The organism is Pseudanabaena sp. PCC 9330, assembly GCF_055795045.1.
Genome location: NZ_JAYFES010000108.1, coordinates 34,016 through 60,902, shown reverse-complemented (window position 1 = coordinate 60,902; position 26,887 = coordinate 34,016). Strand labels below are relative to the sequence as shown.

Sequence of the window (26,887 nt, the reverse complement as noted above, 5' to 3'; positions counted from 1 at the left end):
TCAAACCCTGCTTGCCTACCCTCGATTCAGCAGGGCGATCAGCGGTAAGGCCTCCGGCCAGGCTACGCCAACGTCCTACAGGTGGGCCGGTTGGAAACCGGGGATATGGAATTCGGATTCGGTATTAGAGGTGGATGCGATCGCATCCACCTCTCGCTTCAGCTATGGATCGCCAACTCAACACTCTACAGCGACCCTACCTCCTCAAGCACTTTAGCCTGCTGCTCTTGGGCACTCAGCGGCTGATAGGTCAGCTTCGACACCACCACAAAGGCCACCAGACCCAGCAGCGGGCTAATCATCGTAGGAAAGCCGTCAAAGTCAGCGGTAAATAGGCTGTTAGGGAAGTACAACAGAGTATTGTCTACTCCAAACATGGTGGGCATCAGAGTAAACATCAGCAGGCGCGACAGCGACCCCACAGCAATGCAGGCCAGCGCCCCCTGGCGAGTCGCCTGGGGCCAAAACAGACCCCCAATCAGCGGCACCACCAGACCGGCAAAGCTCATGTCAAAAGCCAGCAGCAGCAGCACCCCAGTCTGGGGCACTTTGAGCCCTAGCACCACCCCCAACACTGTGATCACGATCGCCATCAATCGGGTGATCAGCAGCAGGCGATCGCCCCCAGGCCCTTGGGCAGTAGCGTGACGAATGCCCATAACGTTGTGAGCCAACACCGACGAGGTGCCCAAAATTGCCCCATCGGCGGTGGAGAGTGATGCCGACAAAATCGCCGCCAGCACCAGTAGTCCTAGAATGGGCGGCACGACTCCATCAATCAGGGCGTAGAGCACCGGCCCATCGGGCGTAATGCCCGCCTGGCTGAGAATGCTGTTGGCTCCCAAGGCAATAATCGAAAAGGGAATGCCAATTGCCAAGGTACCCGCCGAGGCCGCAAAACAAGCCTTTTGGGCCGTCTCGGGGCTGTCGGCGGCAAAAATGCGGGCCATAAAGTCGATCGCCACCATATTGCCAAACCCGAGGGCAATAATGCTGGCCCAGTTAATTGCCGCCCCCGCCCCAGGGGAAGTCAGCTGCTCTAGGGCCAAAGGCCCCATGCCGGGGTCAATAGTCAGGCCAAAGTTGCCCAGCACAAAGGCCAGCATAGCCCAGGCCCCCAGGGCCGCAATGATGATTTGAATGAAGTCGGTGTAGGCCACCGCAAACAACCCACCCGACACCGTGTAGGCAAACACCAAGGCCGCCAGCAGGGTAATGCCCCCAAAGTAGCTGGTGCCCAAAAAGTTTTCAAACATGTAGCCGCCGGCCACCAGGTTACCCGCCAGCAAAAACGAAAAGCTCACCGACATAATGCAGGCGGCAATCACCTCTACGGTGCGGCCATACTTGACCCGATAAAAGTCGGGAATGGTGATTAGCCCCATGCGGTTCATGGGCTTGGCCAGAAATAGGCCCGTCAGCAGCAGACAGAGCGAAAGGCCAACCGGTAGCGCGGCCCCAGCCCAAAACCCAAAAGCAGAGGAAAGATCGGTATTGCCCAGGGTGGCATTTGAGTCTACCGACTGGGCCATCAAGGTAGCCGCCGCCAGGGGCAGGCCCAACCCTCGACCCGCCACCAAAAAGTTAACGCTGTCGCCCTTAATTTGCATTGAGGCCCACGCCCCAATGCCCAGGGTGCCGAGCAAAAAGGCAATAATGCCGTAGGAAAAAATACTGTGTTCCATCTATATCCTCTAGACTCCTGACTTGTACTCATCCCCATCGGGCAGCGATGCCAGACCTAGCCTATAACCCGGTTTTTAGTTGAAAAAGCTCCCAGGCCAGAGTTGAATTGGGCTAGCTACTATAAAACCCAGGAGTAAAACACGAGCTCACTTAAGAACTGCATTCTGCCTCCCGGGCTTTTATCCCTCCGTGAACCAGGCCCCATGACCCAGCTGCACCTCTTGGACCAGTCACCTAGCTGCCAGAGGTCGATACCTCAGCCAAGCCGGAACCCTAGATGCAATACTCTTAGGTTTTAATACTGGCGTTTTGCACACCCCTTCGTTAAGCCACATTTACCCCACCGCAGAGCGGTTTAGAGGGGTGAAGTGCGCCTAACGATTTAGGTGTATCAATTGTCCTGAGAGTCTTGGGTATCAATGACTACGATTGCACCCGCAAAATGTCAGCGTCTCATCACTTCTTCACTGAGTGGCTTGGCCCTGAGGGCGGCCCAGATGTCTGTTACCAAATTCGAGTCCCATACCCCCGATTCCCAAAAGGCGGCACCGTAGGGTCAAACGGTTGGTTGCCCTGCTAAATCGGGGGTAGCCAAGGAGGATTTAGGATGACTACCTCTAGGCAGTCGCCTGGCTGAAGCGACCACTCTGCCAGTGCTTAGCAAATAGGGCCGTTCAGCAGATAGGATGGAAAACGTTGTTTTTCCTCTGCCCCCATGTTTATTGACTACATCACCCTCATGCTGATCAATATGGTGGCCGGGCTGGTGCTGCTGGCCGACTTTGTCTATCGCGGGCTTGACGGGGCCAACCTCAAGCGGTGGATACCGGGCTTTGGTCTGGTGGGGGCGATCGCCCTCGCTACCGGCCTGCACATGACCCTGACCTGGCCTGTCCCGGGCAGCTTCAACATTTCCTTTGGCGAGACCACCGTGCTGTTTGGTGGACTGTACGTGGCGGCGGCGATCGCGATCGCCCAAGGGTGGGATTTACTCTCCCTAGCCGTCTACGCCTTCTTCGCCGGACTGACATCAATAGTCGTAGGCGCACGCATTATCGATCTAGGCCAAACCCAACAGCCCCTAGTAGCCGGACTCGGCTTTATCTTGACTGGCATCGGTGGGGTGCTGTCAGCCCCTACCCTGGTTTACCTGCGCAGCAATAAAAACTGGCGCACCCTGGGGGCCGTCGTGCTGCTGCTGGCAGCTTTAATCTGGGCGATCATTGGCTACCGCGCCTACTGGGGGCACATGGAAGGCTTTGGCGAATGGCAGCCCCCAGTGATGCGAGTAGAGCCCTAGGTCAACTGGAGCACCTGCTGAGCCGTCAGTACCAAGTCAGGCACAACGTGAGAGACAATACCCTGCGCCCCGGTGAACACGGTATTTTCATACTGCCCTTCAACCCACTGGCAAACCGTGACCTGTTGATGGTGGGGGTCAACAATCCAATATTCAGCGATGCGGCGGGCGGCGTACTCGGTGTGCTTATAGCGGTAGTCGCGGGTACGGTTCTTTTCGCCGGGGGAGACGACCTCGACGACGAGGGCAGGAGGTGGCAGGTCGCGGGTAATCGTTGCCCGAGTTGTACCCCGAATCGCCGCCTTTGACTCTTCAGTGTGGATTACCAAGTCTGGCAGGCGGCTCGGCCCCCAGACACCTCGATTTCGGTGTTGTAGGCAATCAGTTCGATGGCAACGTAGCGGGCAAACGTGAACATCAGCCCCTTGGCGATGTCGAGGTTTTCTGGCGATTCGGGGGGCATCTCAACCAGCGATCCGTTGACTAACTCGTAGCGCCCCTCTAGCTCGTCGGTCTGAGCCAGGTAATCCTCAAAGGTCAAGAGAATTGAGGTAGAAGTCATGGGAGACATGAAGCACCAACGCTTTGCTCTATCTTAGCCCTCACAAATTCCCAAACTTACGCGTTGAGATCCCAGGGTTCTCAGGTATCCAGTAGACAGTCGCCATAGCCCAGAAGAACCCTGGAATCCGCGCCTCCTCTACATCCCCATGATGCAGTAGCCAGAGTCAACGTAGAGAATCTGACCGGTCATCCCCGTAGACAAATCGCTGCACAAAAATGCCGCTGTGTTGCCCACCTCGGTCTGGGTCACAGTGCGCCGTAGGGGTGCAGTATCTTCCACATGGTGGATCATGTCGAGAATGCCGCCCACCGCCGATGAGGCCAGGGTGCGGATCGGGCCAGCAGAAATGCCGTTGACGCGAATGTTGTTTGGCCCCAGCTCCGAGGCTAGGTAGCGCACGTTCATCTCCAGGGCCGACTTGGCAATGCCCATGACGTTGTAGTTGGGCACCACCCGCACGCCACCCAGGTAGGTGAGGGTGACAATGCTGCCGCCGTCGGTCATTAGGGGTTTGGCTCCGCGCGCTAGGGTAATCAGCGAGTAGGCGCTGACATCGAGGGCCAGCTGAAAGCCTGCTTTGGAGGTATTGCTAAAGTCGCCGGTCAGATCATCGCGGTTGGCAAAGGCCAGGCAGTGAATCAAAATATCGAGCTTGCCCCATTTCTCGCCAATGGTGCTAAACACCTGCTCCACCTGGGCTTCATCCTGCACGTTGCAGGGCAAAAACAAGCTGGGGTTGAGGGGTTCCACCAAGTCTTTGACCTTGCCTTCCATCCGGCCTTTTTCGTCGGGCAGGTAGGTGATGCCCAGGTTGGCCCCGGCAGCGTGGAGCTGCTGGGCAATGCCCCAGGCAATGGACTTGTTGTTGGCAATGCCCGTTACCAGGGCGTTTTTACCGGTCAGGTCTAGCATGGTGTCGTTAGGTTTGGGCGGTGGTGATTCGCATTTAGGAGTTTACGGGAATGTGGGACCCGTGAATAGGGGAGATAGTAGACTGCGGCTGTGTCACTATTGACAGAACGGTTGAGAAGAAACGTTAGGACGTTCTGACGTTTCAACGCATTGATCGGTTCTCCCAGCACTCACGCTAACGTTTTCGGCTAAGTTACTAATCCATGGAAGTCATCCCCGCTATTGATTTGATCGACGGTCGCTGTGTGCGGCTCTACCAGGGCGACTACGCCCAGACCGAGGTGTTTGACGACAACCCGGTGGAGGTGGCGCGGCAGTGGGCCGACCAGGGGGCGACCCGGCTACATCTGGTGGATTTGGATGGGGCGAAGTCGGGCAAGCCGGAGAATTGGCAGGCGATTGAGGCGATCGCCCGCGCAATTGATATTCCCATCGAAGTGGGCGGGGGCTTGCGCGATCGCGCCCGCGTCACCGATTTATTTTCTCTGGGTGTGCGCTACGCCATCCTGGGCACGGCGGCGGTGAATAACCCTGACTTAGTGAGCGATCTGGCGGGCGAATTCCCCGGTCAAATCATCGTCGGCATTGACGCCCGCGACGGCAAAGTTGCCACCCAGGGCTGGCTCGAAACCTCTGAAGTGGATGCGATCGACCTCGCCCAGCAGATGGAGCAGCGTGGCGCAGCGGCGGTCATCTACACCGATATTCAGCGCGATGGCACCCTGCAAGGGCCAAACATTCCCGCTCTGCGAGCCATGGCTGAGGCTGTCACCATGCCGGTAATTGCCTCCGGTGGCGTCGGTGCCCTGCGTGACTTGTTAAGCCTTCTAGCGCTAGAGCCTCAGGGGGTGACCGGGGTGATCGTAGGTCGCGCCCTCTACACCGGCGATGTCAGCCTTAAAGAAGCGGTGCGGGCGATCGGCAATGGTCGCTGGCAAGACGTGCCGCCAGAGGGGTCTGCGTTTGCCTAAGGGCCGCACCAGGAATGAATAAAGAATAGGGTGCGGGACAACAAAGAAGACCAGTGCGATCGCCCGTCTAACCTTGAATTCGAGTGCCGAAACCCCGACTCATCAGCGATCCCCCGTAGGGGCAATGCAATGCATTGCCCCTACGGAATGGTTGGATAGCAGGCGTCATCGAGCACAGCAAAACCAATGCCGCCGTCTTTTTCAAACTCCACTCGGCTGCCGCTGGGCTCAAACAAAACCCCCGTCCAGTCGAGACAGGCTCCGTTGGCAAATAGCGCCAGCAGCTCAGGCTTGCGAGGCTCGATTTCGCCTTGGGCCTGCCTGAGGATGGTGCCATCAGCTAAAACTACGCCTCGGGCAGCACCATGGTTCAAAAACTTGGCAGCGCGATCGCCGCTGATCTTCCACGGTTGAGCGTAGTGCAGCGCCGGGTCGGGGTGTTCATTAAAGCCGAAGTCTTTAGTAGACCCGGCCACCACCTGATCGGCCATGGAAGTCCAGCCGTCTCGTTTGCCGTCGGCCAAGCCATCGATCAGCACATCAGAATGGCGCAGAGGTTTGTCACTGGCGGTGAAGTTGTAGTCTACACCGGCCACTTTGCCCTCGTACTCAGCGGGCAGACTGTATTGCCAATCTTCTTGATAGAGCTGCCACAGGGCACCGGGCTCCCAGACCGCAGCGGGGGCAGCTGTCGTGGCGGGGCGAGATGGGGCGATGGGGGGAACTGCTGTGGCCAGGGAAGATTTCGCGACTAGAGAAGATGTCGCGAGGGGGTGGCTGCACCCCGCCAGCAAAAGGGCAGCAAAGCCTAGCGTAAATTTCAAATGGGTCATGGGTTAGCGATCGACTGTATAGTTCACCAGTACTATACAGCTCTGTTGAGCATAGACCCGGATAAATTTTTAGGATTGGGCCAACGATGGGTCAATGAAACGGCGATCGCAGCAATGACGCTGCTTTAAGCTAATCTGTGACAGACGAATGGAACCAGAGCCATGGTTGAACCACAACAGGCAGAACGGTTGCTCGGTGGCCGCTACCGACTGCTGCGGCAGCTCAGCCGGGGCAGCTTTGGTGAGACCTACTTAGCTGAAGACACCCATCGGTTTCAAGAACTGTGCGTACTCAAAGAGTTCAACCCGCAGGTGTCGGGCAAACTCGCCCTAGACAAGGCCCAGGCGCTGTTTGAACGCGAGGCCAGCATTCTCTATCAGATCAACCACCCTCAGGTGCCTCGATTTCGCGAGCTGCTGCGAGATGACTTGCGGCTGTTTTTGGTGCAAGACTACGTCGAAGGCCCCACCTACCGCGAGCTGCTCGATCGCCGTCGCGCCTACGCCGGACGCTTTAGCGAAGCGGAGGTGGGGCAGTTTTTAATGCAGACCCTGCCGCTGCTGCAATATCTGCACAGCATTGGCATCGTGCACCGCGACATTTCCCCTGACAACTTGATTCAGCGCAATGCCGACAGCCGCCCGGTGCTGATCGACTTTGGCGGCGTCAAGCAGCTGGTGATCAACGTGCGCCATCAGCTGGGGGTGCCTCAGCCCTACCAGGCCACCGATGGCACGACGACCCGGCTGGGCACCGTTGGCTATGCCCCCGACGATCAGCAGGTGTCGGGTCAGGTGAGCCCGGCCACCGACCTCTACGCCCTAGGCATGACGGCCCTCGTGCTGCTGACCGGCAAAGACCCGGACGATCTCTACGACGATCGCCGCGATCGCTGGGTGTGGCCCGACTCGGTTGACCAATCTTCGACCCTAGCTCAGGTGCTGACTCGCCTGGTCTCTCACAACCCAGGCGATCGCTACCAGTCGGCGGGGCAGGTGCTGGCGGCGCTAAACCTAGCCAACCCCGATACCGCAGGGGCGGCTTGGTCTCAGCCTATGCCTGTGCGCATGCAGCCCGTGGTGCCCCCGCCGCCACCCGAGCCGCCGCCAGAGGCGACGGTAGCCGTGGCCCCCGCCGCCTACTACCACCCCATGCCCTACGACCCCACGGCCACGGTGGCCCCGCCCCCCCGAGCGGTGCCGATCAAGAAAACGTCGTCGGGGTGCTGGCCAGCCCTGGCGGGGCTGCTGGTCACAGTGACGGTAGCTGGAGGGCTATGGTGGTGGCTCAATCCCCTAGGCCAGTTCTCAGGGGCGGGCTCTGGCTCTGAGGCCGTGTCGCCCGGCGGCAGCGACGCTACCAACCCCGCCTTTAGCGAAGCCGAGCGCGATCGCAAGCAGGCCCTACGCGATCGCGCCACTAGTCTCAGCGTTGACTGGAGCTACCTCACCCGCCTCACCGACCAGCTTTTCTTTGAGCAAAACCCCAATCGTCAGGGCACAGCCCTCACCGACCAGCCCCAAGACGAACCCCTGCGCGCCCAGTGGGATGCGATCGCCGCCGACACCCTCACCCTGCTCGAAACCAACCTCAGCACCGAGGCCCGCAGCCGCCTGGGGCGCTTTAACCCCACCGACAGCGATCGCTGGCAGCGCCAGGTCAACGCTCTCTTCGTCAGCAGCGCCGCCCTCAACGACCTGACCAACGCCCGGTTTAACCAGCTCTTTCCTGGGCGGGTGAGCGACGGCTTTGTCGAGACCCCCGTTGACCAGATCCGGTTTGGCCTGGCCCAAGACCAGGTCAACGCCCTAGAGAGCGGCACTACCCTGACCGAAATCACCTTTGAGCCTGGCAGCTTCAGCCAGCTTCAAACCGGCAGCCTCGACCCCGGTCACGGTCAGGTCTACATTCTCAACCTCAGCGCCGACCAGCTCATGCGGCTCAACCTGCAAGCGCCCCCAGACAGCACCCGGCTCTCGGTCTACGTGCCGGTGCCCACCGACGAGCTGCCCCACATTCTAGCCGATGCCGAGCAAAACACCTGGGCCGGTGAGCTGCCCCAGTCGGGCTATTACGAAATTGTAGTGGTCTCCCAAGCTAGTGCCGCCACTCCCTATCGGCTCACCGTCGCCGTTGACAACGTCATCGACGGCATCATCAACCGGCCTGACCCACCAGCCAAGGAAAATTAACACAGCCGGGGAATCTGCTCCTGGGCCATGTTACCAATCGCAACATTCTGGGCAATGATAGGGGGTGAACGTTTTTTGCGACCCGCCGCCATGAACAACGCCCTCCTCGCGTCGATTCGACAGTCTGATGGTCGTTACCTGAGCGACTCAGAGCTGCGTCCCCTGGCCCAGTTTGTCGCCTCCTTTGAATCGCGCTTTAGAACCTATACCCGGCTCAAAAATGAAGGTGAAGGGCTAGTCATGGGGGCGCTGCGGCAGCTCATGAGCACCGAGCATCGATCGGTGATCCAAGAGCACGGTGCTAAGTGTCAGCGGGACATGCTCTACACCCTAGAGTGCATCGCCAAGGCCATTCTGCTCGACAATCCCGATGGGTTTATCGAAGAGTATGTGGTGTGGATGCAAAATATCACCCGCGCTCTGCACAAAGAAAGCTCCGCCATCGATGCCTACCGCTGTCTGCAAACTGAAATTGCCGCCGCTCTGCCCCAGGAGGCGGCCCAGATGGTCAACGGCTACCTCGATCGGCTGATCAAAGCCTTCGCCGAAGGCATGTAAAGGCCTGAAAAAATGTAAGTTCACCCCCACGGGTGATGGCGGTTCAGGGCAGGTGGGCAAACTATAGAGTCTGTTGTATTCAAGGTATGGCGCCATGGCTCTTCCTAGCCAGATCCACACCACAGTCGATTCGAGGGCAAACGCCTTGATTCATTCTGCGACTCCCAGAGCTTATTTGATTGGGCTCTCCACCGCTCAGCGACAGCCCCTGTTGGGTGACTATGAGCAGGGCATCTTTCGCCTCAACGACTGTGGGCGGATTGTGGCAGATGAGTGGGTGCGGTCGGCCAATAACCGCAAAGGGGTCGAGCTAGATGTCTGGGCGATCGCACCCGACCGATTGCAGAGCATCGTATTTTTGCAGGGAGACAGTTCCTCTGAGCGAGATCTACCCGATTATCTTCTGAGCCACAAGCCCTGGCTGCTGTCGTCGTTTATTGCTGGCTTTAAGGCGGCGGCGGCAAAGCGCGTTAACCTGCGGCGCAACCAGCTGGGGCAGCCGGTGTGGCAGCGCAACTACGACGAAGTGCTGATTGTCGATCAGGCTAAGCTTAGCTGTCTGCGTGATCAACTTCGGGGTGCAGCCGGCTAAGTTCTGTTGAGGCTTAGATCGTCAGGCGATCGCGCCAGCGCTTAATTTCTAGCGCCTAAGCAAACGTGAGTGCGACAGAGCATAATTCTTGAAAAAACAGCCTGACCGTCCTCTCCTGGGAGGGGTAGGGGTGAGTTCATCTAGGACAAAAAGCCTTTTCCTGTATTCAGAAGCTTACTTTTCATCGCCAGTTTGACCCACCCCGCCCTCCGGGCACCCCTCCCAGGAGGGGACGGGGCCAGCTTTTTCGCGGCATGAGACTCTATTGAACTAACGTTAAGCAAAGCTTGGTCGGAGCTAAAATAGTACATTGGCCCGGTGGTACCTGAAAGCGGCCCGATCGCCATTCTCCCTTACCGGCTCTCCCGGCCCCCAGCCTATGGATCTCTTTGACCACAGCCGCCAGGTGCAGATTGCCCGCGATGCTCCCCTAGCGGCCCGACTGCGGCCCCGAACCCTGGACGAGTTTATTGGTCAAGATGCGGTGGTGGGGCCGGGGCGTCTGCTGCGCCGCGCGATTCAGGCCGATCAGCTGTCGTCGCTGATTTTTTTTGGCCCACCGGGCACGGGCAAGACCACCCTGGCCCAGATCATTGCCAATACCACCAGCGCCCACTTCATTGCGCTGAATGCGGTGCTGGCGGGGGTAAAAGATATTCGCGAGGCGATCGCCGCCGCCCAGGACTTGCGCGGCCAGTACGGTCGGCGCACCATTCTGTTTATCGACGAGGTTCACCGCTTTAACAAGGCTCAGCAAGATGCTCTGCTGCCCTGGGTGGAGAATGGCACGGTGATTTTGATCGGGGCCACGACAGAAAATCCCTTCTTTGAGGTTAACAAGGCGCTGGTCAGCCGATCGCGCCTGTTTCAGCTCAAGCCGCTAGAGCCTGCCGACCTGTATCGGGTGGTGGAGCAGGCATTGGCAGATCGGGAACGGGGCTACGGCGATCGCCCCATTCACCTCGAACCCGCCGCGCTAGATCACCTGGTGAACGTGGCCAACGGCGACGCCCGCGCCCTGCTCAACGCCCTGGAGCTGGCAGTGGAGACCACTACCCCCGACCAGCAAGGCCAAATCTCCATCTCCCTGGAGGTCGCCGAAGAATCGATTCAGCGGCGGGCAGTGCTCTACGACAAAGAGGGCGACGCCCACTTCGACACCATTAGCGCCTTCATCAAGAGCGTGCGTGGCTCTGACCCCGACGCGGCCCTGTACTGGCTGGCCCGCATGGTCTACGCGGGCGAAGATCCCCGCTTTATCTTTCGCCGCCTGGTGATTTTGGCCAGCGAAGACATTGGCCTGGGCGACCCCCACGCCGTCACGGTGGTGACCAGCTGCGCCGCCGCCTTTGACCGGGTGGGCATGCCAGAGGGCCGCTACCCTCTGGCCCAGGCGACGATCTACCTGGCTACGGCCCCCAAATCAAACAGCACCATGGGCTTTTTTGACGCCCTGGCGGCGGTAGAGCAGGAGCGCGAGCAGGAGGTGCCCAACCCATTGCGGGACGCCCATCGCGACAAAAAAGGCTTTGGCCACGGCCAGGGCTACCTGTATCCCCACGCCTACCGCGACCATTGGGTCGAGCAACAGTATCTGCCCCAGGGGTTGCAGGGGCAGGTCTTCTACCAACCCTCTGATCAAGGCTACGAGGCGGGCATTGCCACCCAGGTGGCCCAGCGGCGCGAGGCTCAGCTGGCGGCGATGGTCGACGGCGGCGGGGCCTTGCCAGAAGCATTGACCTACAGTCCTGAGGATCCGGCCCGCGATCGCTGGTTGCAGCGCACCCTCAGCCAGGCGGGGGAACAGTTGGGAACCGTGCGCGATCGCCTGTTTGAGCTGGCTCCGCCCCAGCGCCACCACCGCATTCTCGACCTCAACGCTCGCACCGGCCTGCTCACCTGGGAGGCTCTGCGCCGGGTGCCCGAGGGCAGCGTCTTTGCCCGGATTCACACGGTGCAGGATGAGACTGCCCTGGTAGAGCAAGCCAACCAACTGCCCGAACTCGCCCGCCCCGTTCTCGTCCACGCCGACTTTGAGGCCCTAGCCGCCTACCTGGAGGCCCATACCCCCGGCATTGCCTTTGAGCGCATGGTGGGGCGCAATGCCTTTGGTCAGGTGGTCAACCGCGATCGCTTCATCGAGATCGTGCAGCAGCTCCTGGCCCCCAACGGCGTGGTGCTGCTGGCCGAGACCATCCCCCGCTACAGCCAGCGCATCTCAGCCCTGGTGGATGCCTCGCCCCTGGGCAAAGCCCTGGTCAAGCGCTGGCACCAGGCCGAGGATGCGATCGCCGCCACCGACCCCCGCTTTAACTGGGACACAGAGACCATAACTGCCCTCTTTCGCAACGCTGGCTTTACCGTCGGGGTGACAGAAGATATCCTCCACAGCAGCATCTATATTTCGTCGACCCTGCTGCAGCGGTGGTTTGCTGTCGACAGTGCGCCCCCCAGCTACCGCGATCAGCTCGCCGCCCACCTGCCGCAAAAAGATGTAGTCGCAATTCAGGAGTTGTGTCAGCGGCAGTTGCAGGGCAAGACGGTCGAGTGGCGATCGCCGATGGTTTATTTAAAAGCCAGCACTAGGCCCAGTCCAGCTCAGAATCTGTAGTGATGAACTGGTCGATGAAGTGTGGTTCGGGATGCTTCGCGATGAATGGGAGATAGGACGGTTGGGGTGATGTTGGCGATCGCACCCCATGTTTTTGCTAAATACACAGCTGCACAAGGATTTATTACCTGTGCAGCTAGTGATTTTAAGAGTCACATGCGGAGGGACTTTCAAATTGATCACATCGTCCCCATGTCAGAGGGTGGCTTGACTATATTAGACAACCTCCAAGTTCTATCTCGAAAAGCTCATACAAAAAAACTAGATTAGAAAATTTGCGGCGTTAGCAAGTTCACAAATTCTGCTGCTGCCAATGCCCATCCCTCAAATTGTTATCGACACCAATGTCGTTGTTGCTGGGCTACGTTCTAGAAACGGGAGTGCTTTTCGTCTATTGGGATTGGTTAGCAGTGAGCGGTTTCAGATCAACCTTTCTGTGCCGCTAATCTTGGAATATGAAGATGTTTTATTGCGGGAATTGCCGAATCTAGCCATTAATGCGTCAGATGTACAGAATTTCCTTGATTTTCACTGTGCTGTTGCGACCCATCATCAAATTTTCTTCCTTTGGCGGCCTTTCTTGCCTGATTCAAAAGATGACATGATACTGGAACTAGCGGTTAAGGCGGGGTGTGATAGCGTAGTGACGTATAACATCCGCAATTTTGCAGGCATTGAACGGTTTGGGGTTAGTGCCGTTACCCCGGCAAACTTCCTGGAGTCTATTGGAGGACTGTCATGAGCACGTTAAGCATCCAGTTACCTGACTCCTTATACAAAAGTTTGCAGAGACTTGCAGAGCAGGACGGGGTTTCGCTAGACCAGTTTATCGCGCTGGCAGTTGCCGAGAAAATTGCAGCATTGACGACTGAAGGGTATTTACAGGAGCGAGCAAGCCGTGGTGATCAAACCAAATATGAGGCTGTATTAGCCAAAGTTGCTGATGTTGAGCCAGAGTTGTGTGACCAGTTGCCGCCAGCATAACAACCCGCTTGCACCCGACCGCCGGGAAGTTATTTTTTCAACCGAGAGGTGATCTGCGGCGGGTAAAGCGGAACGTTAGGCGTCATACCTGAGGATTTGCGAGATGAACGATCCGCACGTTGAGTGGCTCAACTACGAATTCCGTGTAGATACAAGCCGGGTAAAATTCGACAATCCGCCGTCCCTAGAAGGCGAGTACGACGCTTTTCGCATCCATCTTGAGGCGAACTCTCTTACCATCGAGTTGAAGGAGCATTTCACTACAGAGGAGTCTGCTCGGCAAGTGGTTGAGCCGTTTTTGAAGAACTGGATGATTTATTCAGCTATTGAAATAGGTTGGGATGCTATCGAATTTCGCTTCATTAAGGCTAACGTCATCGACAGGAGCCCTTCACCTCAAGTACCGGGTCAAACTGTTGCTCAGGTTGCGATAATGGCAAGACGAGCTTCTATATCTGTGAACGCCACTTGTCTCCCTCTTACCCGACAGGTGTACCCTCAGATACCGACGAGGTTTAAGGCAAGCCCCGACGTTGAGACAATGTGGCAGCGCTACCAAAACCACATTGATGAAAAAGAAAGCCATCAGTCTCTTGGGTATTTTTGCCTTAGCCTTATGCAGTGGAGTACAGGAGTCGGCAAAGGTGCCAGAGGGGAAGCGTCAAGGATCTACAAGATCGAACGGAAGGTCTTCGATAAGCTTGGCAAACTGACATCAGAGAGGGGGACGCCGCTCGATGCTCGGAAACTCGAATCGAGTTCAACTCTGGTTCCTTTGTCAGAACTCGAAAAACAGTGGATTCGAGCGACCGTTAAGGTGCTGATTAGAAGAAAAGGTGAGTACGACTTTGATCCATCCTCTGCATCGGTGTTGAGGGAAATAACAATGGATGATTTACCTTCTACATGAGAATTTCTACTTTGCTGCTTAACCTGGCGCTACAGCGAATCTGACATTCTCTCCAGTGGTTGTATGTATGAGACTCTAACTGACGGAAAGCTCCAGTCTCAGCGGTGGAAAGATGTAGAGGAATTACAAGGTTTTCAGTAATATCTGAGAAAACCGTTGACTCAAATTAAATGGGTAGCATCAAACTCATTTCCGCAGCTTAAGGACTTGGCAACCTGATAAACTACTGAAGCCATTTGATAATGAGAGCTGCTGCATGGAATTCGAGTGGAACCCAGATAAAGCGGTTATCAATCTGAGAAAGCACAGTGTTTCTTTCCAAGAAGCTGCAACTGTATTTGACGACTCGTTATCTGTAACATTTCCTGACCCTGATCATTCCATAGGAGAAGACCGCTACGTTATCATTGGGATGTCTGGGTCAGGGCAGTTGTTAGTTGTCTCCCACACTGACCGAGGAAGCCGGACTCGAATTATCAGTGCTCGAAGAGCCACTCGCCAAGAAAGGAGGTTTTATGAAGAAGGAAGTTGATGAGCTAGAGGATGAACTACGCCCTGAGTATGACTTCTCTAAGATGGCGGAAGGTGTTAGAGGCAAGTATGTTGAACGATATCGAGCTGGAACAAATTTGATTCTCTTAGATCCCGATGTTGCCAAGGCTTTTCCAACTGATGCATCTGTCAATGAAGCATTGCGGTTATTGCTTCAGATCGCTCAGCGCCAGCAGCCTAACAACCCGGTTGGAGCAGACTAGCAAAGTTGGTTGGTGTGGTGGCGAAGATCATAGGTAGCCGCTCAACCGGAACGTTATGCTGTTGAGTCTTTGCTGAGGGTGTGACCGAAAGCTTATCTGCTAGGTTTAGGTTTATGGGTGTGTCCACATAATAGATCACCCCATTAAGATTGAGTTGGGACAATCCGAAGATGTTGCGCGATCGCCGTTCGACAATCCTCCACTGTCGCCCGTTTCTCCATCGCCACCACCAGCGCATTAAATACCTCGCGGTGCATTTCTAATAGAGTTTTGACTTGCAGGGTAGCTCACCACTGTTTGAGGGGAACTTCGGCGGGCGATCGACTATAGCCGTCACCACGAAGGCTAGGGCGGTTTTATCGGTAATCTATAGACAATGGCAATACGCCAGTTCGCCGCCCCAGTCTTGGCTACGGGCGCTTAGTCATGTCCTAAGCAAACTGGCCAGCGCTATATATTGCAGGTCAGCCTATGCCCAACCACCATAGAGAACGTCACCGCACTGGCCGCATCGGCTGGCTGCGGGCCGCTGTGCTAGGGGCCAATGACGGCATTGTCTCCACCGCCAGCCTGATTGTCGGAGTAGCGGCAGCCAGCACGGCGCGGGGTGAGGTTTTAGTGGCTGGGGTGGCGGGCTTAGTGGCTGGGGCCATGTCTATGGCCGCGGGGGAGTATGTCTCGGTTAGCTCCCAGGCCGATACCGAGCGGGCCGATCTAGCGCGGGAGCAAAAAGAACTCGCTACCGACGCCCCCTCCGAGCGAGAAGAACTGGCGACTATCTACATGGGTCGTGGCCTTGATCCGGTGTTGGCCCACCAAGTCGCTGAGCAGCTCATGGCCCACGATGCCCTAGCGGCCCACGCCCGCGATGAGTTGGGCATCTCTGAAAACCTGGCGGCGCGACCCATTCAGGCAGCCTTTGCCTCGGCGGGGGCATTTGCCGTCGGTGCTGCCCTGCCGTTGCTCACTGTGCTGGTGGCTCCCGAGTCGAGGCTGGTGCCGGTAGTGTTTGGCAGCTCGATCATCTTTTTGACGATGTTGGGGGTGCTGGCGGCGCGGGCTGGGGGCGCACCCGTACTTACCTCGGCATTGCGGGTAGTATTTTGGGGGGCGATCGCCATGGCCCTAACGGCGGCAGTCGGTGCCCTCTTTGGCACGGTTGTGTAACGGTGTGCAGGGCAAGCCCATACCCAGGCTGGGCCGATGAGCGGTTCACCGCCGCCAATATTCCATCAATATTTCCCTAGGGCAAAGGTATAGAGACCATGGCATCGTTGCACCAGCCGGTTTGGACGTTACCCGTTGACGCGGTCTATGAATCGCTGGCTACCACGCCCCAGGGCCTCTCTAGCCGGGAGGCGGCCCAGCGCCTAGAGCAGTTTGGGGCCAATGAGCTGCCCACCCCCACCCACCGACCCCTGTGGCTAAAGTTTACCGATCAGCTCACCCACTTTATGGCGCTGCTGCTGTGGGTGGCGGGCAGCTTGGCCTTTGTGGCTCGCACCCCGGCCCTGGGCTGGGCCGTCTGGGCCGTAATTTTAATCAACGCCATTTTTAGCTTTTGGCAAGAGTTTCAGGCTGAGCGGGCGCTGGCGGCGCTGAAGCAGGTGCTGCCCACCCAGGTCAAGGTCTATCGCGATCGCACCCTCCAACAGATTCCGGCGCGGGAGCTGGTGCGGGGCGACGTGATGGAGCTAGAGGAGGGCGATCGCATCTCTGCCGATGCCCGCCTCGTATCGGCAGAAAACTTCTCCGCCGATGTCTCGGTACTGACCGGCGAATCGCTGCCTGTGGCCCGCAATGCCTACCCTGTGCGGCTGCGCCAGGCGGTGGCGGTGCGGGCAGGCAAACCCCTAGCCAGCCCTGGCGAGCACCCCCTTCAGGAATCGGTCAACTCCGCCGAAATTGCCAACCTGGTGCTGGCGGGGGGCACCGTGGCGGCGGGTCGGGCGATGGCCGTAGTCTACGCCACTGGTGCCCAGACCGAGTTTGGCCAGGTGGCCCACCTCACCGCCGTGGTCAAACGCGAGCCCAGCACCCTCGAAATTCAGGTGGCGCGAATCGTGCGGATCATCACTGCGATCGCCATCACCATGGGCATTCTGGTGTTTTTGCTCAGCTACCTGCTGATCGGCATGGAGGTGACGGAGAGCTTTATCTTTGCGATCGGCATTATTGTCGCCAACGTGCCCGAGGGGCTGCTGCCCACGGTTACCCTGGCCCTGGCCCTGGGGGTACAGCGTATGGCCAAGCAAAACGCCCTGGTGCGGCGGCTGTCTGCGGTCGAAACCCTGAGCGCCACCTCGGTGATCTGCACCGACAAAACCGGCACCCTGACCAAAAACGAGATGACGGTGCGCTACCTGTGGGTGCCCTGGCAGCCCGAGATGGCCATGGCCGAGGGCAAGCCCTCGGTCGATACCCCAGAGCTTTCACCCTCTCTGATTGAGGTAACCGGGATAGGCTACGATCCCACCGCAGGCACCGTGCGCTTGCCCGTCGATCTTACCGCCGCCTGGCAGGCGCGCCTGCTGCTGACGGGGGCCTGCCTGTGCTCCAATGCCCGGCTGGTGCACCCTTCGCCGAGCCGCTGGCAAGAGATTGGCGACCCCACCGAAGCCGCCCTGCTGGTGGCCGCCGCCAAGGGCGATCTCGACCTGGCGGCGCTGCAACAGCAGCTGCCCCGCCTGCGAGAAGTGCCCTTTGACTCTCGCCGCCGCATGATGACCGTGGTGCTCGACTGGCGATCCTCTGATCTGTGGACTGATCCCCTGCCCCAGATGGCGATCACCAAGGGTGCTCCCCTGGAGGTGCTGCGCCACTGCCAGACAATTTTGCGCGACGGCAGGGTGCAGCCCCTGACCAAGGCCGAAGCCGATGCGGTGATTGCCGCCAATGACGACCTGGCCAGCCAGGGCTTTCGGGTGCTGGGGCTGGCGGCCCGCCGGGGCGATCAGGCATTTTTGACTCTGCCTACCCAAGATCTAGAGCAAGAGCTGATTTTCATCGGGCTGGTGGCCATGTTTGACCCGCCCCGAGATGGCATTGCCGAGGCGATCGCCCAGTGCCACAGCGCCGGCATCAAAGTCACCATGGTGACCGGTGACTATGGGCTGACCGCCGAGGCGATCGCCCGCAAAATTGGCCTGGTGGGCAACGGCACCCACACCACCCACAATCGGGTGCGGGTGGTGACCGGCGACGGCATGGGGCACCTGTCTGACGCCCAACTGCGCCAGGTGCTGACCTACCGCTCATCGCTGGTGTTTGCCCGCATGTCGCCCGAGCACAAGCTGCGCCTGGTGCAAACCTACAAAGCCATGGGCGAAATCGTCGCCGTAACCGGGGATGGCGTCAACGATGCCCCGGCCCTGCGCGCTGCCCACATTGGCATTGCCATGGGCCAAAACGGCACCGACGTGGCCCGAGAGGCCGCCGACATTGTGCTCACCGACGACAACTTTGCCACCATCGTCAGCGCCATCGAGCAGGGGCGGGCCATCTACCAAAATATCCGCAAGTTTATGACCTACATTCTCGCCTCTAACACCCCAGAGATCGCGCCGTTTTTGGCCATGGCGGTGTTCAAAATTCCGCCAGCGCTGACGATTTTGCAAATTTTGGCGGTAGACTTGGGCACCGACATGGTGCCTGCCCTAGCCCTAGGGGCAGAACCGCCAGAAACCGGCCTGATGAGCCGTCCACCCCGGTCTAAAAATGCCGATCTGCTCGACCGATCGCTGCTGTTGAGGGCCTACGGGTTTCTCGGGGTGATAGAAGCCGTGCTGTCGATGCTGGGGTTTGCCCTGGTGTGGTGGAGCCATGGCTATAGTCTGGCGGATTTGCAGGCGGTGACGCCAATGATTTTGGCGCGCACCGCGGATCCAGAAGTGACCGCAATCTACTGGCAGGCGACCACTATGGCTCTGGCGGCGATCGTCGCCTGCCAAATTGGTAACCTGTTTGCCTGTCGATCAGAATGGGTTTCGGCCTTTAGACTGCAATGGTTTAACAACCGCCTGCTGTGGATTGGCATCGGGGTCGAAGGCGTCACACTGCTGGCCTTGATCTACGTCCCACTGTTGAGAGATGTATTTACCACCGCCCCCCTTACCCCCTGGCAATGGATCCTGTTGCTGGCTTGCCCACCACTAGTGCTCGGGGCCGAAGAGCTACGCAAAGCCGTATTTCGAAAACCAATGGCAACGACCCATGACCGACTGTAAGTCTCTAGATGCTGGTTCAGCCGTCGCCCAGCGGAGGCCCTAGCCATGAGCTTGTTGTGCGGCCCTAGTCATAGAGACGGCAGCGGCTAAAGTCGATCTGTGGCCCCGTGGTGCAGTACACCAGGCTACGGGCAGCTTCTAGCGCATCTTGGCTAGTCATGTAGGTTTCACCGTCGGTGAGGGCAGTTAGCTCGGGGGTAATGACCCAGCAGCGATAGCCCCTCGCCCGATGGGTTACAGCCATCATCCAGCCAGAGGAGGCGATCAGTGTCGTTAAGCTTTGTTTGGTCATGGGCCTGACCTCCCCTCCCATTAGAGGTTTAAATTTCAGCTATGCCGCGCAGACTGAGATAACTACCTATTGCGATTTAGGACAAGTGTACTAAACTGATACAACAAAGGCAACTGTTCTGGGGTTCAGGGGTCTTGTTCTGTACACCAAGGGAATCATGGCAGCCAGAAAAAGCAGCAAATCAGAAGAAACTACCAAGAAGTCACCCGAGCAGGTCGAGAAAGATAAGGCGCTGACTCTGGTGCTCGGTCAGATTGAGCGCAACTTTGGCAAAGGGGCGATCATGCGCCTGGGCGATGCCGCCCGCATGAAGGTGGAAACCATTCCCACCGGGGCACTGACCCTCGACCTGGCTCTGGGCGGTGGCCTACCCAAGGGCAGAATTATTGAGATCTATGGCCCTGAGAGCTCGGGAAAGACGACTGTGGCCCTGCATGTTTTAGCCGAGGTGCAAAAGATGGGCGGGGTAGCGGCATTTGTGGATGCAGAGCATGCCCTCGACCCGATCTATGCCGCCGCCCTGGGGGTAAATGTGGACGAACTGCTGGTGTCGCAGCCCGACACCGGAGAGATGGGCTTGGAAGTCGTGGATCAACTGGTGCGATCGTCGGCCATTGATGTAGTAGTGGTGGACTCAGTAGCGGCCCTAGTACCCCGGGCCGAGATTGAGGGCGAAATGGGCGATGCCCACGTGGGCCTGCAAGCCCGACTGATGAGCCAAGCCCTGCGCAAGATCACCGGCAGCATTGGCAAGTCGCAGTGTACGGTCATCTTTTTGAACCAGCTGCGCCAAAAGATTGGCATTTCCTACGGCAACCCAGAAGTCACCACCGGGGGCAATGCGCTCAAGTTCTACGCCTCGGTGCGCCTCGACATTCGCCGCATCCAAACCCTAAAGAAGGGCACCGAAGAATACGGCATTCGCGCCAAGGTCAAGGTGGCCAAGAACAAAGTAGCCCCTCCCTTCCGCATTGGAGAGTTTGACATTCTCTTTGGCCAGGGCATCTCTAGCATGGGCTGTTTGGTTGACCTGGCCGAGCAGCATGGGGTGATCGTTCGTAAGGGTGCCTGGTACAGCTACGAAGGCGACAATGTGGGCCAAGGGCGCGACAACACCATCCAGCGGCTGCTTGAAGATGCTGAGTTTGCCCAGAAGGTTGAGGCCCAGGTGAGAGAAAAGCTAGAGATCGGCGGCACTGTTGATACGGCGGATGTCGAAATTGAGGTTGAAGATGAAGAATATCTGGATGAGAATGAGTAACTATTCTCTCTAGCTCCGCTTGCTGAAAACCCCTGCCGTGGCTACCCAACAGCTTACGGTGGGGATTTTTGTATGAATTTAGGTTACCTAGAGAAAGGAGTGCACTGCCCTTTCAGAACGGCTTTGCGCACGCTAGCAGGTAAGCTTCTGGGCCATTCGCTGTAGGGCAGTGAATAGCCCAGGGGTAGCCACCTCCACCAAGGGCACCCAGGCCAAGTCGTTGGATTCCTCAGAGACTACATAGTCCGTTGTCTTGGCCACCAGCAGATAGCGAATGTCGTAATGCACATGGGGCGGCTCTTTGCCGGTGTTGATGGGGTGATGGTCGATGTCGAAGATGTGAGTCTGTAGCGGTTCAATTGCTTCGATGCCAGATTCTTCCCTGGCCTCGCGCAGGGCCGCAGCCAGCAGAGAGACATCCCCCTCATCCACATGGCCCCCCACTTGGAGCCAGCAGTCAAACTTTCGGTGGTGAGTCAGCAGCACGTGAGATTTTGCGGGGTTGACCACCCAGGCCGAGGCGGTGAGGTGACCCACGTAGTTGTCTCGTTGCCAGCAGCGCTGATGCTCGCCTAGAAACGCCAGCGTGGCGGCGATAGACTCGGCTTCCTCCGGATCAAATGGGGTATGGGCAAAAACGGCTGGAATAAAATTCTGTGGGTTCATGGCACTACTTAACCAATCAATAAAGCTGCTTCAATTGACACCTCCAGCTTTCGTGCTCATATCGGTCATTTTAGAATGGCCAACCCAGCTAGGGGGAGAGCGCTAGCTGGGCTAGGAGGGGCGTTACCACGGCCAGATAAAGCGGCACCGCAGCGGAGATAAAGCTGCTGACAAAGCGGATGTCGAGGTGGTTCTCCTGGGCAAAGAGCAGGGTCAGCATACTGGGGGGCAGGGCCGCTCCAGCCAGCACAGCAGCTTGCTCAACGCCCTGGAGGTCAAAGGCTTGAGTCGCGACCCAACCGAGGATCAACCCGCAGGTGATTTTGGCCAGAGCCAGGAGCATGTAGCGCCCTACCGAAGAAAGTTGAACTTGAAACTCCATTCCCAGCAGCAGCAGGACTAACAGCAGGAAGCCCCCTCCGGCGATGTTCAACAGATCCAGCAGCGGGGCATTTGTCCAGCCCAAAGCGTTTACCGTCAAGCCTAGAACAATCGCCCAAAAGAAAGGTGTCTGGGCCAGCCTCAGCGCCACTGCTCGCCCCGTCACCCCAGCCTGACCAAACCAGGCAGAGAGGCAATAGACCACGGTGAGTAGGTAGATTGCCTGGGCTAGGTCAAACAGCACGATTCGGCTGAGGCCCACATCGCCAAAGGTGAGCAGCATGATGGGATAGCCCACCGCACCGCCCTCAAAGGTGGGAAAGGTCGTCATCAAAGCCCCGGCCTTGGGCCTCTCCCACTTCAGCGATCGCACGCCAATAAATGCGATCGCCGTCAGACCGAGCACCACCACCAAGGCCGACAGCGGCAGGTAGATCAAGTCTGGGGTAATAGAAGCCGTGACTAGCGATCGCAGAATGACCGCAGGCAGCGCCAGGTGGGTGAGCAGTGTGCCAATGGTCTTGGCATCGCTAGAGCCCAGTACCCCAGCCCGCCTCAGCCCAAACCCGATGAAGGCCACCGCGATCATGGGCAGGAGTTGAATCAGCATAAATAGGCATACCAGGCCTGGTGTTGATGGCCTGTGAATGATCTCATAGCCAATACCAACTTGTTTTTCTAATTAAGTTGGTTCAAGTCTAAAGGTTGAGATTGACTTGCGGGCTGCTTCCAGCGTGCCGTTTAAATGAAGGAGTGTTAGCCGAATCGCAGCGTCTGCGTCCCGCTCTTGATAGGCCTGGTAGATCTGCCGGTGCTCTTGCTCAGACTCCTCCTTTTGCAGGGGAATAATCGATAGGGAAAGATTGACATAAATCGCTGATAGGTCAGATAGACGTTGCAAGACCTTACAAATCTGGTGGGTTTGGGCTATGTCATCTAAAAGGTTGTGAAACTGACGATTTAGATCAACCCAGCGGGCTTGTTCAGCTTCTGCTTCCATTTGCAGCAGCAAAATTTCTGCTTGCTTCAGGTCTTGATCGGTAATGCGAGCGATCGCCCGACGGATATTGAGAGGAATGAGGAGCGATCGCATCTCGTAAATTTCCTCGAGTTCTAGTAACGATGGGGTGTGCACCACGGCCCCACGAAAGGCATCTAGATCTACCAATCCCTGGGTACTCAGCTCTCGCAAAGCTTCGCGAATAGGCGTAATACTCACGTTGAGCGCCTCAGCCAATTCAGATTGCACCAGACGCGTGCCCGCTGGAATCTGCCCCAGCAAAATCGCCTTGCGCAGATTTTCGGTCACCGTGGCATGGGTGGTGCGGGGAGTGCCTGCTAAGGATGCTAGTTGAAGTTTAGAAACCAAGCCACCAACTCCTCAATATATAGCCATGAATGAAGGGCTAGATGTGGCCCGCACTCTCACTTAGAGAGAGTCTAAATCTTGGCATTATTATGCCACCTTTGCCAAACACCATGGATCATATATGATGCAGGCTATATTTTGTAGGCTGCACTACATTTCTTGCTAGCTATAGCCCTTATAGTCTTTGCCATCCTGTGACCCGTAGTTAGATCTTTCCAGCAGGGCACCTTAGGCATGACCAATTTAGCTAAAACCCAGTCTTGGCCACCGTCCTGGCGATGGTCGCTCCTTTTCCTTCTGTCCCTGGGCGGAGTGACTGCTACCTGGTTGCTGACATCGGAGACGGCCATGGCCGCTCCTGGTTCTGCGATCGCAGTCTTGGATGGACTATTGATATCTGCCCTGCGCAGTACCTCCCCGCTGCTGTTTGTTGTGCTGGGCGAAACCCTCACCCAGCGAGTTGGGGTAATTAATTTGGGTGTAGAAGGGCAAATGCTAGTCGGGGCAATGACCGGCTTTGCGGTCACAGTGACCAGTGGCAGTCCCTGGCTGGGCTTGCTAGCCGGTGGCTTGGCCGGGTTAGCGCTATCGACCCTGCACCTATTTTTGTGTTTGGTGTGTCGCAGCAGCCAAATCGCCAGTGGTATAGCGGTTTGGATTCTTGGCTCTGGCCTCAGCGCATTCTTTGGGCGCGAGTTTGTCGGTCAACAGCTCAGTCATGGGTTTTACACCCTCCAGGCTCCAGGGTTGGCATCGGTGCCAGTGCTGGGGGCCTTAGTCACAGAAATGACCCCAGTCATTGGCCTCTCCATTGCCCTCTCTCCCTTGCTAGGCCTGTGGCTGTACCGCAGCCAAACCGGTCTGACGTGGCGAGCCGTCGGAGAATCTATCCCAGCGGCCCATGCCATGGGCCTCAACCCATTCCACATCCAGTGTCAGGGAATTTTGGCTGGCGGCTTTCTATCCGGCCTCGGCGGAGCCGCCCTCTCGGTTGATTACACCCTGACCTGGGCGGAAGGCATGACGGTAGGCCGTGGGCTAGTGGCGGTAGGACTGGTGATTATCGCCCGCTGGAATCCCTATCTTGCCCTGCCGGTGGCGCTACTCTTTGGCGGGTCTGAGGCCCTAGCGTTGCGGTTGCAGGCGGTAGGTGCGCCGATTTCTCCATACCTGCTGGGCACTCTGCCCTACCTGGTCTCCATCGTTGTTTTAATGCTTAACCACCGTCAGTCAGGCCAACGGGGCGGTATGCCCGATGGCCTGCGCTCTGTGTTTGACAACATAACGTAAACGTTAACGATGCCTGTGCGTTTCCCTTTCCCATTTCTCTGTTGCTAAAACTCTAAGGACTCTGCTATGCGCCTAAAACAAGCCCGGATTTTGGCTCTTCTTTCTACCCTTGTTGCCTGTATTGTCATTGCCTGCTCGCCATCCCCTTCGAGCCAGACATTATCTGAGGGCTCTTCCTCAGGCACAGCTCAAAAAATCGGGTACATCTATGTTGGCCCGCAAACAGACATGGGCTACAACTATTCAATGGATTTAGGTCGGCAGTATGTCGAGGCTAACCTTGAGAATGTTGAAACCACTTACTTCGATAATATTCCAGAAACTGCGGATGTAGCGCGGGTCATGGAACGGTTGATTCAAGATGACCACAAGATTATTTTTGCCACCAGCTATGGCTATCTAGACTATGCCATTGAAGTAGGCCAGAAACATCCTGACGTTAGCATTCTCCATGCCGGTGGGCTAAAAACCAGTGATAACGTGGGTACCTACTGGGCTGATAGCGACGACGCGATGTATTTAGCTGGCATGGTGGCTGGCTCAATGACCAAAACTAACAAATTAGGATTCTTAGGGGCATTCCAAATTCCACAACTGTTGCGCACAATCAATGCCTTTACGTTGGGTGCCCAGAGTGTCAATCCAGACATCACCACCACTGTTGTTTGGACAGGAGCATGGCTCGACCCAGCCAAGGAAGCGGAGGCAACCAACTCCCTAATTGATAGCGGCGCGGATGTGATCGCAGGCCAAGTAGACTCACCGCTGACCTACGCCCAAACCGCTGAGAAACGAGGCGTTTATGCGATTGGCAAAGATGTCGATGTTCAAGATCGGGCTCCCAAAGCTTGGTTGACAGGCGCATCTTGGAACTGGGGGCCAATGATGCTGGAGCTGGTTGAAGAGATCAACGCTGGCACCTGGAAACCAGAGCACAGAAGAGGCACCCTCAAAAATGGCGATGTGGTGCTAGACCCCTTTGGCCCAGACGTGAGTGATGAAATTAAGACGTTAGTCTTAGCGACCAAAGATGCCATTCTCTCAGGTGAGAAAACCGTTTGGAAGGGGCCGTTGGCGAAACAGGATGGGACGGTTGTTGTGCCCGAGAGCAAAGCCATGGACATTCAGGAAATTGAAACCATAGATTACCTTGTCAAAGGGGTGGTTGGTTCAGCCTCTTAGACCCCAACACCGTCGGCTAGGCATCACCAACTAGCCGACGGGCAAACAAGATTACTTCAACAGAACTAAAACAATGGTTGCTGACATTAGTAAAAACAGAGCGATGGGAGCCGCTGAGGGGTGTCAGTGGTTGGTATCCCCAGCGGAAGTGGATATGACGCGATCGCCGCGTTCTGTCCGCCCTATGCGTGTGGATGCTGACCCCCAACGGATCGTGGTCGATGCTTCGAAGACCGCTTTGCTGATTGTAGATATGCAAAATGATTTCTGCACCCAAGGCGGTTGGTTGGATGTGATTGGGGTTGACTATGAGCGCGATCGCGCCCCCATTCAACCCCTTAGCAAACTAGTGCCCGAGTGCCGTGCCAAGCAAATTCCTATCATTTGGCTGAACTGGGGAGTAAGACCGGATCTGCTTAATATTGCCCCGTCAGTTCTCCATGCCCATAGCCCTACAGGAGAACGCCTCGGGCTCAATGAACTCACGCCCAAGCAATCCTATGTTTTGAGAAAAGGGGGCTGGGGCGCTGCGATTGTTGACGAGCTAAACCCTGGGGAGCAGGATATTCATGTTACTAAACATCGGTTTAGTGGCTTTTGGGACACAGAACTCGATAGCATTCTACGCAATATGGGCATCACCACCCTTTTTGTGGGAGGTGTCAACCTAGATCAGTGTGTCCTATCAACTTTTCAAGATGCAACATTTCTAGGCTACGACTGCATTTTATTAGAAGATTGTTCGGCTACCACATCGCCTAACTACTGCATTGATGCCACACTTTACAATGTAAAATTACTCTATGGCTTCGTTGCCCAGTCTCAAGCATTGCTAAAAGGTTTAACTCAGCTTTGATCGCCATAGTCTCTGAGTTTCTTAGTATCCATACTGCTTAGCATCCACGTTTTTGCCCTTAATTGCAGATTAACGTTATGAATACTCCAAATTTTCACATGGTAGAGGGTGTGCCAACGCCTACCGGGCCTTTTTGCCATGCCGCTGAGATTGATGGGTGGATATTTCTGACGGGACAAACACCGTTAGATCCCTATGATGCTACAGCGCCGATTCCGGAAGGAATTGAAGCCCAAACACACCTTGTCTTTCAGCATCTCAAGTCTGTTCTAACTGGCTTAGATCTAGATTTTGAAAATGTAGTGCGTGTAGGTGTTTACCTAACAAATTTAGACGAAGATTTTGCTCTCTTTAACCAGGTCTACAAAATTTACTTTCCCTCAGGACGCCTCCCTGCCCGCACCTGCGTAGGGGTATCTAGTCTAGTGCGCGGGCCTCGTGTGGAAGTAGATTGCGTTGCCCGTCGCCCATCTCTGTAGTTCCCCTGGTTTGAT

General features: G+C 56.9%; 28 protein-coding genes and 1 riboswitch. Of the genes, 19 read left to right on the top strand and 9 right to left on the bottom strand.

The window, feature by feature from the left end:
• Window positions 1–185 precede the first annotated feature (185 nt).
• Window positions 186–1,685 (bottom strand): high affinity choline transporter 1, encoded by a 1,500-nt coding sequence (locus AC0QKW_RS15235; RefSeq protein WP_473151932.1) that lies wholly within the window; start codon window positions 1,683–1,685, stop codon window positions 186–188.
• Window positions 1,686–1,852: 167 nt separating this feature from the next.
• A riboswitch (guanidine-I (ykkC/yxkD leader) is annotated at window positions 1,853–1,974 on the bottom strand.
• 427 nt (window positions 1,975–2,401) lie between these two features.
• Between AC0QKW_RS15235 and AC0QKW_RS15230 the strand changes: the two genes are divergently transcribed.
• Window positions 2,402–2,986, top strand: a complete 585-nt coding sequence (locus AC0QKW_RS15230) for a DUF981 family protein (RefSeq protein WP_473151931.1) — start codon at window positions 2,402–2,404, stop codon at window positions 2,984–2,986.
• Here AC0QKW_RS15230 and AC0QKW_RS15225 read toward each other — a convergent pair.
• The 3 genes from AC0QKW_RS15225 to fabI all read right to left on the bottom strand — a co-directional run bounded on the left by AC0QKW_RS15225 (window position 2,983) and on the right by fabI (window position 4,463).
• Entirely contained in the window at window positions 2,983–3,315 is a 333-nt protein-coding gene (locus AC0QKW_RS15225; RefSeq protein WP_473151930.1) for a Uma2 family endonuclease, read from the bottom strand. The genes AC0QKW_RS15230 and AC0QKW_RS15225 overlap by 4 nt on opposite strands.
• Window positions 3,309–3,548, bottom strand: a complete 240-nt coding sequence (locus AC0QKW_RS15220; RefSeq protein ID WP_473151929.1) for a Uma2 family endonuclease — start codon at window positions 3,546–3,548, stop codon at window positions 3,309–3,311. Before AC0QKW_RS15220 ends, AC0QKW_RS15225 begins: the two co-directional genes overlap by 7 nt.
• A gap of 138 nt (window positions 3,549–3,686) precedes the next feature.
• Window positions 3,687–4,463: an enoyl-ACP reductase FabI gene (gene fabI / locus AC0QKW_RS15215; protein WP_473151928.1), complete on the bottom strand. Its 777-nt coding sequence runs from the start codon at window positions 4,461–4,463 to the stop codon at window positions 3,687–3,689.
• Window positions 4,464–4,666: 203 nt separating this feature from the next.
• On the opposite strand from fabI, the gene hisA reads away from it, so the two are divergent.
• Window positions 4,667–5,434: a 1-(5-phosphoribosyl)-5-[(5-phosphoribosylamino)methylideneamino]imidazole-4-carboxamide isomerase gene (hisA, locus tag AC0QKW_RS15210; protein ID WP_473151927.1), complete on the top strand. Its 768-nt coding sequence runs from the start codon at window positions 4,667–4,669 to the stop codon at window positions 5,432–5,434.
• Window positions 5,435–5,574: 140 nt separating this feature from the next.
• Here hisA and AC0QKW_RS15205 read toward each other — a convergent pair whose 3' ends face one another.
• Window positions 5,575–6,267, bottom strand: a complete 693-nt coding sequence (locus AC0QKW_RS15205) for a hypothetical protein (RefSeq protein ID WP_473151926.1) — start codon at window positions 6,265–6,267, stop codon at window positions 5,575–5,577.
• A gap of 162 nt (window positions 6,268–6,429) precedes the next feature.
• On the opposite strand from AC0QKW_RS15205, the gene AC0QKW_RS15200 reads away from it, so the two are divergent.
• From AC0QKW_RS15200 to AC0QKW_RS15145, 12 genes are all read left to right on the top strand, one after another.
• Window positions 6,430–8,460 carry a protein kinase domain-containing protein gene (locus AC0QKW_RS15200; RefSeq protein ID WP_473151925.1) on the top strand — a complete coding sequence of 677 codons (2,031 nt, stop codon included), beginning with the start codon at window positions 6,430–6,432 and terminating at the stop codon, window positions 8,458–8,460.
• 90 nt (window positions 8,461–8,550) lie between these two features.
• Complete coding sequence (locus AC0QKW_RS15195) at window positions 8,551–9,018, top strand: hypothetical protein (RefSeq protein ID WP_473151924.1); 468 nt, start codon at window positions 8,551–8,553, stop codon at window positions 9,016–9,018.
• Window positions 9,019–9,112: 94 nt separating this feature from the next.
• Window positions 9,113–9,610 (top strand): transposase, encoded by a 498-nt coding sequence (locus AC0QKW_RS15190; protein ID WP_473151923.1) that lies wholly within the window; start codon window positions 9,113–9,115, stop codon window positions 9,608–9,610.
• A gap of 379 nt (window positions 9,611–9,989) precedes the next feature.
• Entirely contained in the window at window positions 9,990–12,221 is a 2,232-nt protein-coding gene (locus AC0QKW_RS15185; protein WP_473151922.1) for an AAA family ATPase, read from the top strand.
• 45 nt (window positions 12,222–12,266) lie between these two features.
• Window positions 12,267–12,491, top strand: a complete 225-nt coding sequence (locus tag AC0QKW_RS15180; RefSeq protein ID WP_473151921.1) for an HNH endonuclease signature motif containing protein — start codon at window positions 12,267–12,269, stop codon at window positions 12,489–12,491.
• A gap of 43 nt (window positions 12,492–12,534) precedes the next feature.
• A complete protein-coding gene (locus AC0QKW_RS15175; protein ID WP_473151920.1) occupies window positions 12,535–12,963 on the top strand; it encodes a putative toxin-antitoxin system toxin component, PIN family in 429 nt (142 codons plus the stop codon).
• On the top strand, window positions 12,960–13,205 hold the full coding sequence (locus AC0QKW_RS15170) for a toxin-antitoxin system HicB family antitoxin (protein WP_473151919.1): 246 nt from the start codon (window positions 12,960–12,962) through the stop codon (window positions 13,203–13,205). Before AC0QKW_RS15175 ends, AC0QKW_RS15170 begins: the two co-directional genes overlap by 4 nt.
• A 103-nt stretch (window positions 13,206–13,308) precedes the next feature.
• Window positions 13,309–14,115: a hypothetical protein gene (locus AC0QKW_RS15165; protein ID WP_473151918.1), complete on the top strand. Its 807-nt coding sequence runs from the start codon at window positions 13,309–13,311 to the stop codon at window positions 14,113–14,115.
• A gap of 256 nt (window positions 14,116–14,371) precedes the next feature.
• Complete coding sequence (locus tag AC0QKW_RS15160) at window positions 14,372–14,647, top strand: BrnT family toxin (protein ID WP_473151917.1); 276 nt, start codon at window positions 14,372–14,374, stop codon at window positions 14,645–14,647.
• Entirely contained in the window at window positions 14,631–14,870 is a 240-nt protein-coding gene (locus AC0QKW_RS15155) for a hypothetical protein (RefSeq protein WP_473151916.1), read from the top strand. The genes AC0QKW_RS15160 and AC0QKW_RS15155 overlap by 17 nt, the downstream gene beginning before the upstream one ends.
• Before the next feature lie 471 nt (window positions 14,871–15,341).
• Window positions 15,342–16,037, top strand: a complete 696-nt coding sequence (locus AC0QKW_RS15150; RefSeq protein ID WP_473151915.1) for a VIT1/CCC1 transporter family protein — start codon at window positions 15,342–15,344, stop codon at window positions 16,035–16,037.
• Window positions 16,038–16,135: 98 nt separating this feature from the next.
• A complete protein-coding gene (locus tag AC0QKW_RS15145; RefSeq protein WP_473151914.1) occupies window positions 16,136–19,096 on the top strand; it encodes a cation-translocating P-type ATPase in 2,961 nt (986 codons plus the stop codon).
• Window positions 19,097–19,160: 64 nt separating this feature from the next.
• On the opposite strand, the gene AC0QKW_RS15140 is transcribed toward AC0QKW_RS15145, so the two are convergent.
• Window positions 19,161–19,388, bottom strand: a complete 228-nt coding sequence (locus AC0QKW_RS15140) for a hypothetical protein (RefSeq protein WP_473151913.1) — start codon at window positions 19,386–19,388, stop codon at window positions 19,161–19,163.
• Between the two features lie 157 nt (window positions 19,389–19,545).
• Between AC0QKW_RS15140 and recA the strand changes: the two genes are divergently transcribed.
• Window positions 19,546–20,649 carry a recombinase RecA gene (gene recA, locus AC0QKW_RS15135; RefSeq protein WP_473151912.1) on the top strand — a complete coding sequence of 368 codons (1,104 nt, stop codon included), beginning with the start codon at window positions 19,546–19,548 and terminating at the stop codon, window positions 20,647–20,649.
• Between the two features lie 132 nt (window positions 20,650–20,781).
• Here recA and AC0QKW_RS15130 read toward each other — a convergent pair whose 3' ends face one another.
• The 3 genes from AC0QKW_RS15130 to AC0QKW_RS15120 form a co-directional block, all read right to left on the bottom strand.
• Window positions 20,782–21,315, bottom strand: coding sequence for an NUDIX hydrolase (locus AC0QKW_RS15130; protein WP_473151911.1), 534 nt, complete (start codon window positions 21,313–21,315; stop codon window positions 20,782–20,784).
• Window positions 21,316–21,403: 88 nt separating this feature from the next.
• Window positions 21,404–22,306, bottom strand: a complete 903-nt coding sequence (locus AC0QKW_RS15125) for an AEC family transporter (protein ID WP_473151910.1) — start codon at window positions 22,304–22,306, stop codon at window positions 21,404–21,406.
• A gap of 72 nt (window positions 22,307–22,378) precedes the next feature.
• Window positions 22,379–23,065, bottom strand: coding sequence for a GntR family transcriptional regulator (locus AC0QKW_RS15120; RefSeq protein ID WP_473151909.1), 687 nt, complete (start codon window positions 23,063–23,065; stop codon window positions 22,379–22,381).
• A 348-nt stretch (window positions 23,066–23,413) separates the two neighbouring features.
• Between AC0QKW_RS15120 and AC0QKW_RS15115 the strand changes: the two genes are divergently transcribed.
• The 4 genes from AC0QKW_RS15115 to AC0QKW_RS15100 all read left to right on the top strand — a co-directional run bounded on the left by AC0QKW_RS15115 (window position 23,414) and on the right by AC0QKW_RS15100 (window position 26,872).
• Window positions 23,414–24,355, top strand: coding sequence for an ABC transporter permease (locus AC0QKW_RS15115; RefSeq protein WP_473151908.1), 942 nt, complete (start codon window positions 23,414–23,416; stop codon window positions 24,353–24,355).
• Between the two features lie 66 nt (window positions 24,356–24,421).
• Window positions 24,422–25,537: a BMP family ABC transporter substrate-binding protein gene (locus AC0QKW_RS15110; RefSeq protein WP_473151907.1), complete on the top strand. Its 1,116-nt coding sequence runs from the start codon at window positions 24,422–24,424 to the stop codon at window positions 25,535–25,537.
• A 73-nt stretch (window positions 25,538–25,610) separates the two neighbouring features.
• Window positions 25,611–26,393, top strand: coding sequence for a cysteine hydrolase family protein (locus tag AC0QKW_RS15105; RefSeq protein ID WP_473151906.1), 783 nt, complete (start codon window positions 25,611–25,613; stop codon window positions 26,391–26,393).
• 77 nt (window positions 26,394–26,470) lie between these two features.
• On the top strand, window positions 26,471–26,872 hold the full coding sequence (locus AC0QKW_RS15100) for a RidA family protein (protein ID WP_473151905.1): 402 nt from the start codon (window positions 26,471–26,473) through the stop codon (window positions 26,870–26,872).
• Window positions 26,873–26,887: the final 15 nt, after the last annotated feature.

Coding starts and splice junctions, on each gene's coding strand:
- AC0QKW_RS15235 (WP_473151932.1), bottom strand. CDS start 1,685: ATGGAACACAGTATTTTTTCCTACGGCATTATTGCCTTTTTGCTCGGC.
- AC0QKW_RS15230 (WP_473151931.1), top strand. CDS start 2,402: ATGTTTATTGACTACATCACCCTCATGCTGATCAATATGGTGGCCGGG.
- AC0QKW_RS15220 (WP_473151929.1), bottom strand. CDS start 3,548: ATGACTTCTACCTCAATTCTCTTGACCTTTGAGGATTACCTGGCTCAG.
- fabI (WP_473151928.1), bottom strand. CDS start 4,463: ATGCTAGACCTGACCGGTAAAAACGCCCTGGTAACGGGCATTGCCAAC.
- hisA (WP_473151927.1), top strand. CDS start 4,667: ATGGAAGTCATCCCCGCTATTGATTTGATCGACGGTCGCTGTGTGCGG.
- AC0QKW_RS15205 (WP_473151926.1), bottom strand. CDS start 6,267: ATGACCCATTTGAAATTTACGCTAGGCTTTGCTGCCCTTTTGCTGGCG.
- AC0QKW_RS15200 (WP_473151925.1), top strand. CDS start 6,430: ATGGTTGAACCACAACAGGCAGAACGGTTGCTCGGTGGCCGCTACCGA.
- AC0QKW_RS15195 (WP_473151924.1), top strand. CDS start 8,551: ATGAACAACGCCCTCCTCGCGTCGATTCGACAGTCTGATGGTCGTTAC.
- AC0QKW_RS15190 (WP_473151923.1), top strand. CDS start 9,113: ATGGCTCTTCCTAGCCAGATCCACACCACAGTCGATTCGAGGGCAAAC.
- AC0QKW_RS15185 (WP_473151922.1), top strand. CDS start 9,990: ATGGATCTCTTTGACCACAGCCGCCAGGTGCAGATTGCCCGCGATGCT.
- AC0QKW_RS15180 (WP_473151921.1), top strand. CDS start 12,267: ATGGGAGATAGGACGGTTGGGGTGATGTTGGCGATCGCACCCCATGTT.
- AC0QKW_RS15175 (WP_473151920.1), top strand. CDS start 12,535: ATGCCCATCCCTCAAATTGTTATCGACACCAATGTCGTTGTTGCTGGG.
- AC0QKW_RS15170 (WP_473151919.1), top strand. CDS start 12,960: ATGAGCACGTTAAGCATCCAGTTACCTGACTCCTTATACAAAAGTTTG.
- AC0QKW_RS15165 (WP_473151918.1), top strand. CDS start 13,309: ATGAACGATCCGCACGTTGAGTGGCTCAACTACGAATTCCGTGTAGAT.
- AC0QKW_RS15160 (WP_473151917.1), top strand. CDS start 14,372: ATGGAATTCGAGTGGAACCCAGATAAAGCGGTTATCAATCTGAGAAAG.
- AC0QKW_RS15155 (WP_473151916.1), top strand. CDS start 14,631: ATGAAGAAGGAAGTTGATGAGCTAGAGGATGAACTACGCCCTGAGTAT.
- AC0QKW_RS15150 (WP_473151915.1), top strand. CDS start 15,342: ATGCCCAACCACCATAGAGAACGTCACCGCACTGGCCGCATCGGCTGG.
- AC0QKW_RS15145 (WP_473151914.1), top strand. CDS start 16,136: ATGGCATCGTTGCACCAGCCGGTTTGGACGTTACCCGTTGACGCGGTC.
- AC0QKW_RS15140 (WP_473151913.1), bottom strand. CDS start 19,388: ATGACCAAACAAAGCTTAACGACACTGATCGCCTCCTCTGGCTGGATG.
- recA (WP_473151912.1), top strand. CDS start 19,546: ATGGCAGCCAGAAAAAGCAGCAAATCAGAAGAAACTACCAAGAAGTCA.
- AC0QKW_RS15130 (WP_473151911.1), bottom strand. CDS start 21,315: ATGAACCCACAGAATTTTATTCCAGCCGTTTTTGCCCATACCCCATTT.
- AC0QKW_RS15125 (WP_473151910.1), bottom strand. CDS start 22,306: ATGCTGATTCAACTCCTGCCCATGATCGCGGTGGCCTTCATCGGGTTT.
- AC0QKW_RS15115 (WP_473151908.1), top strand. CDS start 23,414: ATGGCCGCTCCTGGTTCTGCGATCGCAGTCTTGGATGGACTATTGATA.
- AC0QKW_RS15110 (WP_473151907.1), top strand. CDS start 24,422: ATGCGCCTAAAACAAGCCCGGATTTTGGCTCTTCTTTCTACCCTTGTT.
- AC0QKW_RS15105 (WP_473151906.1), top strand. CDS start 25,611: ATGGTTGCTGACATTAGTAAAAACAGAGCGATGGGAGCCGCTGAGGGG.
- AC0QKW_RS15100 (WP_473151905.1), top strand. CDS start 26,471: ATGAATACTCCAAATTTTCACATGGTAGAGGGTGTGCCAACGCCTACC.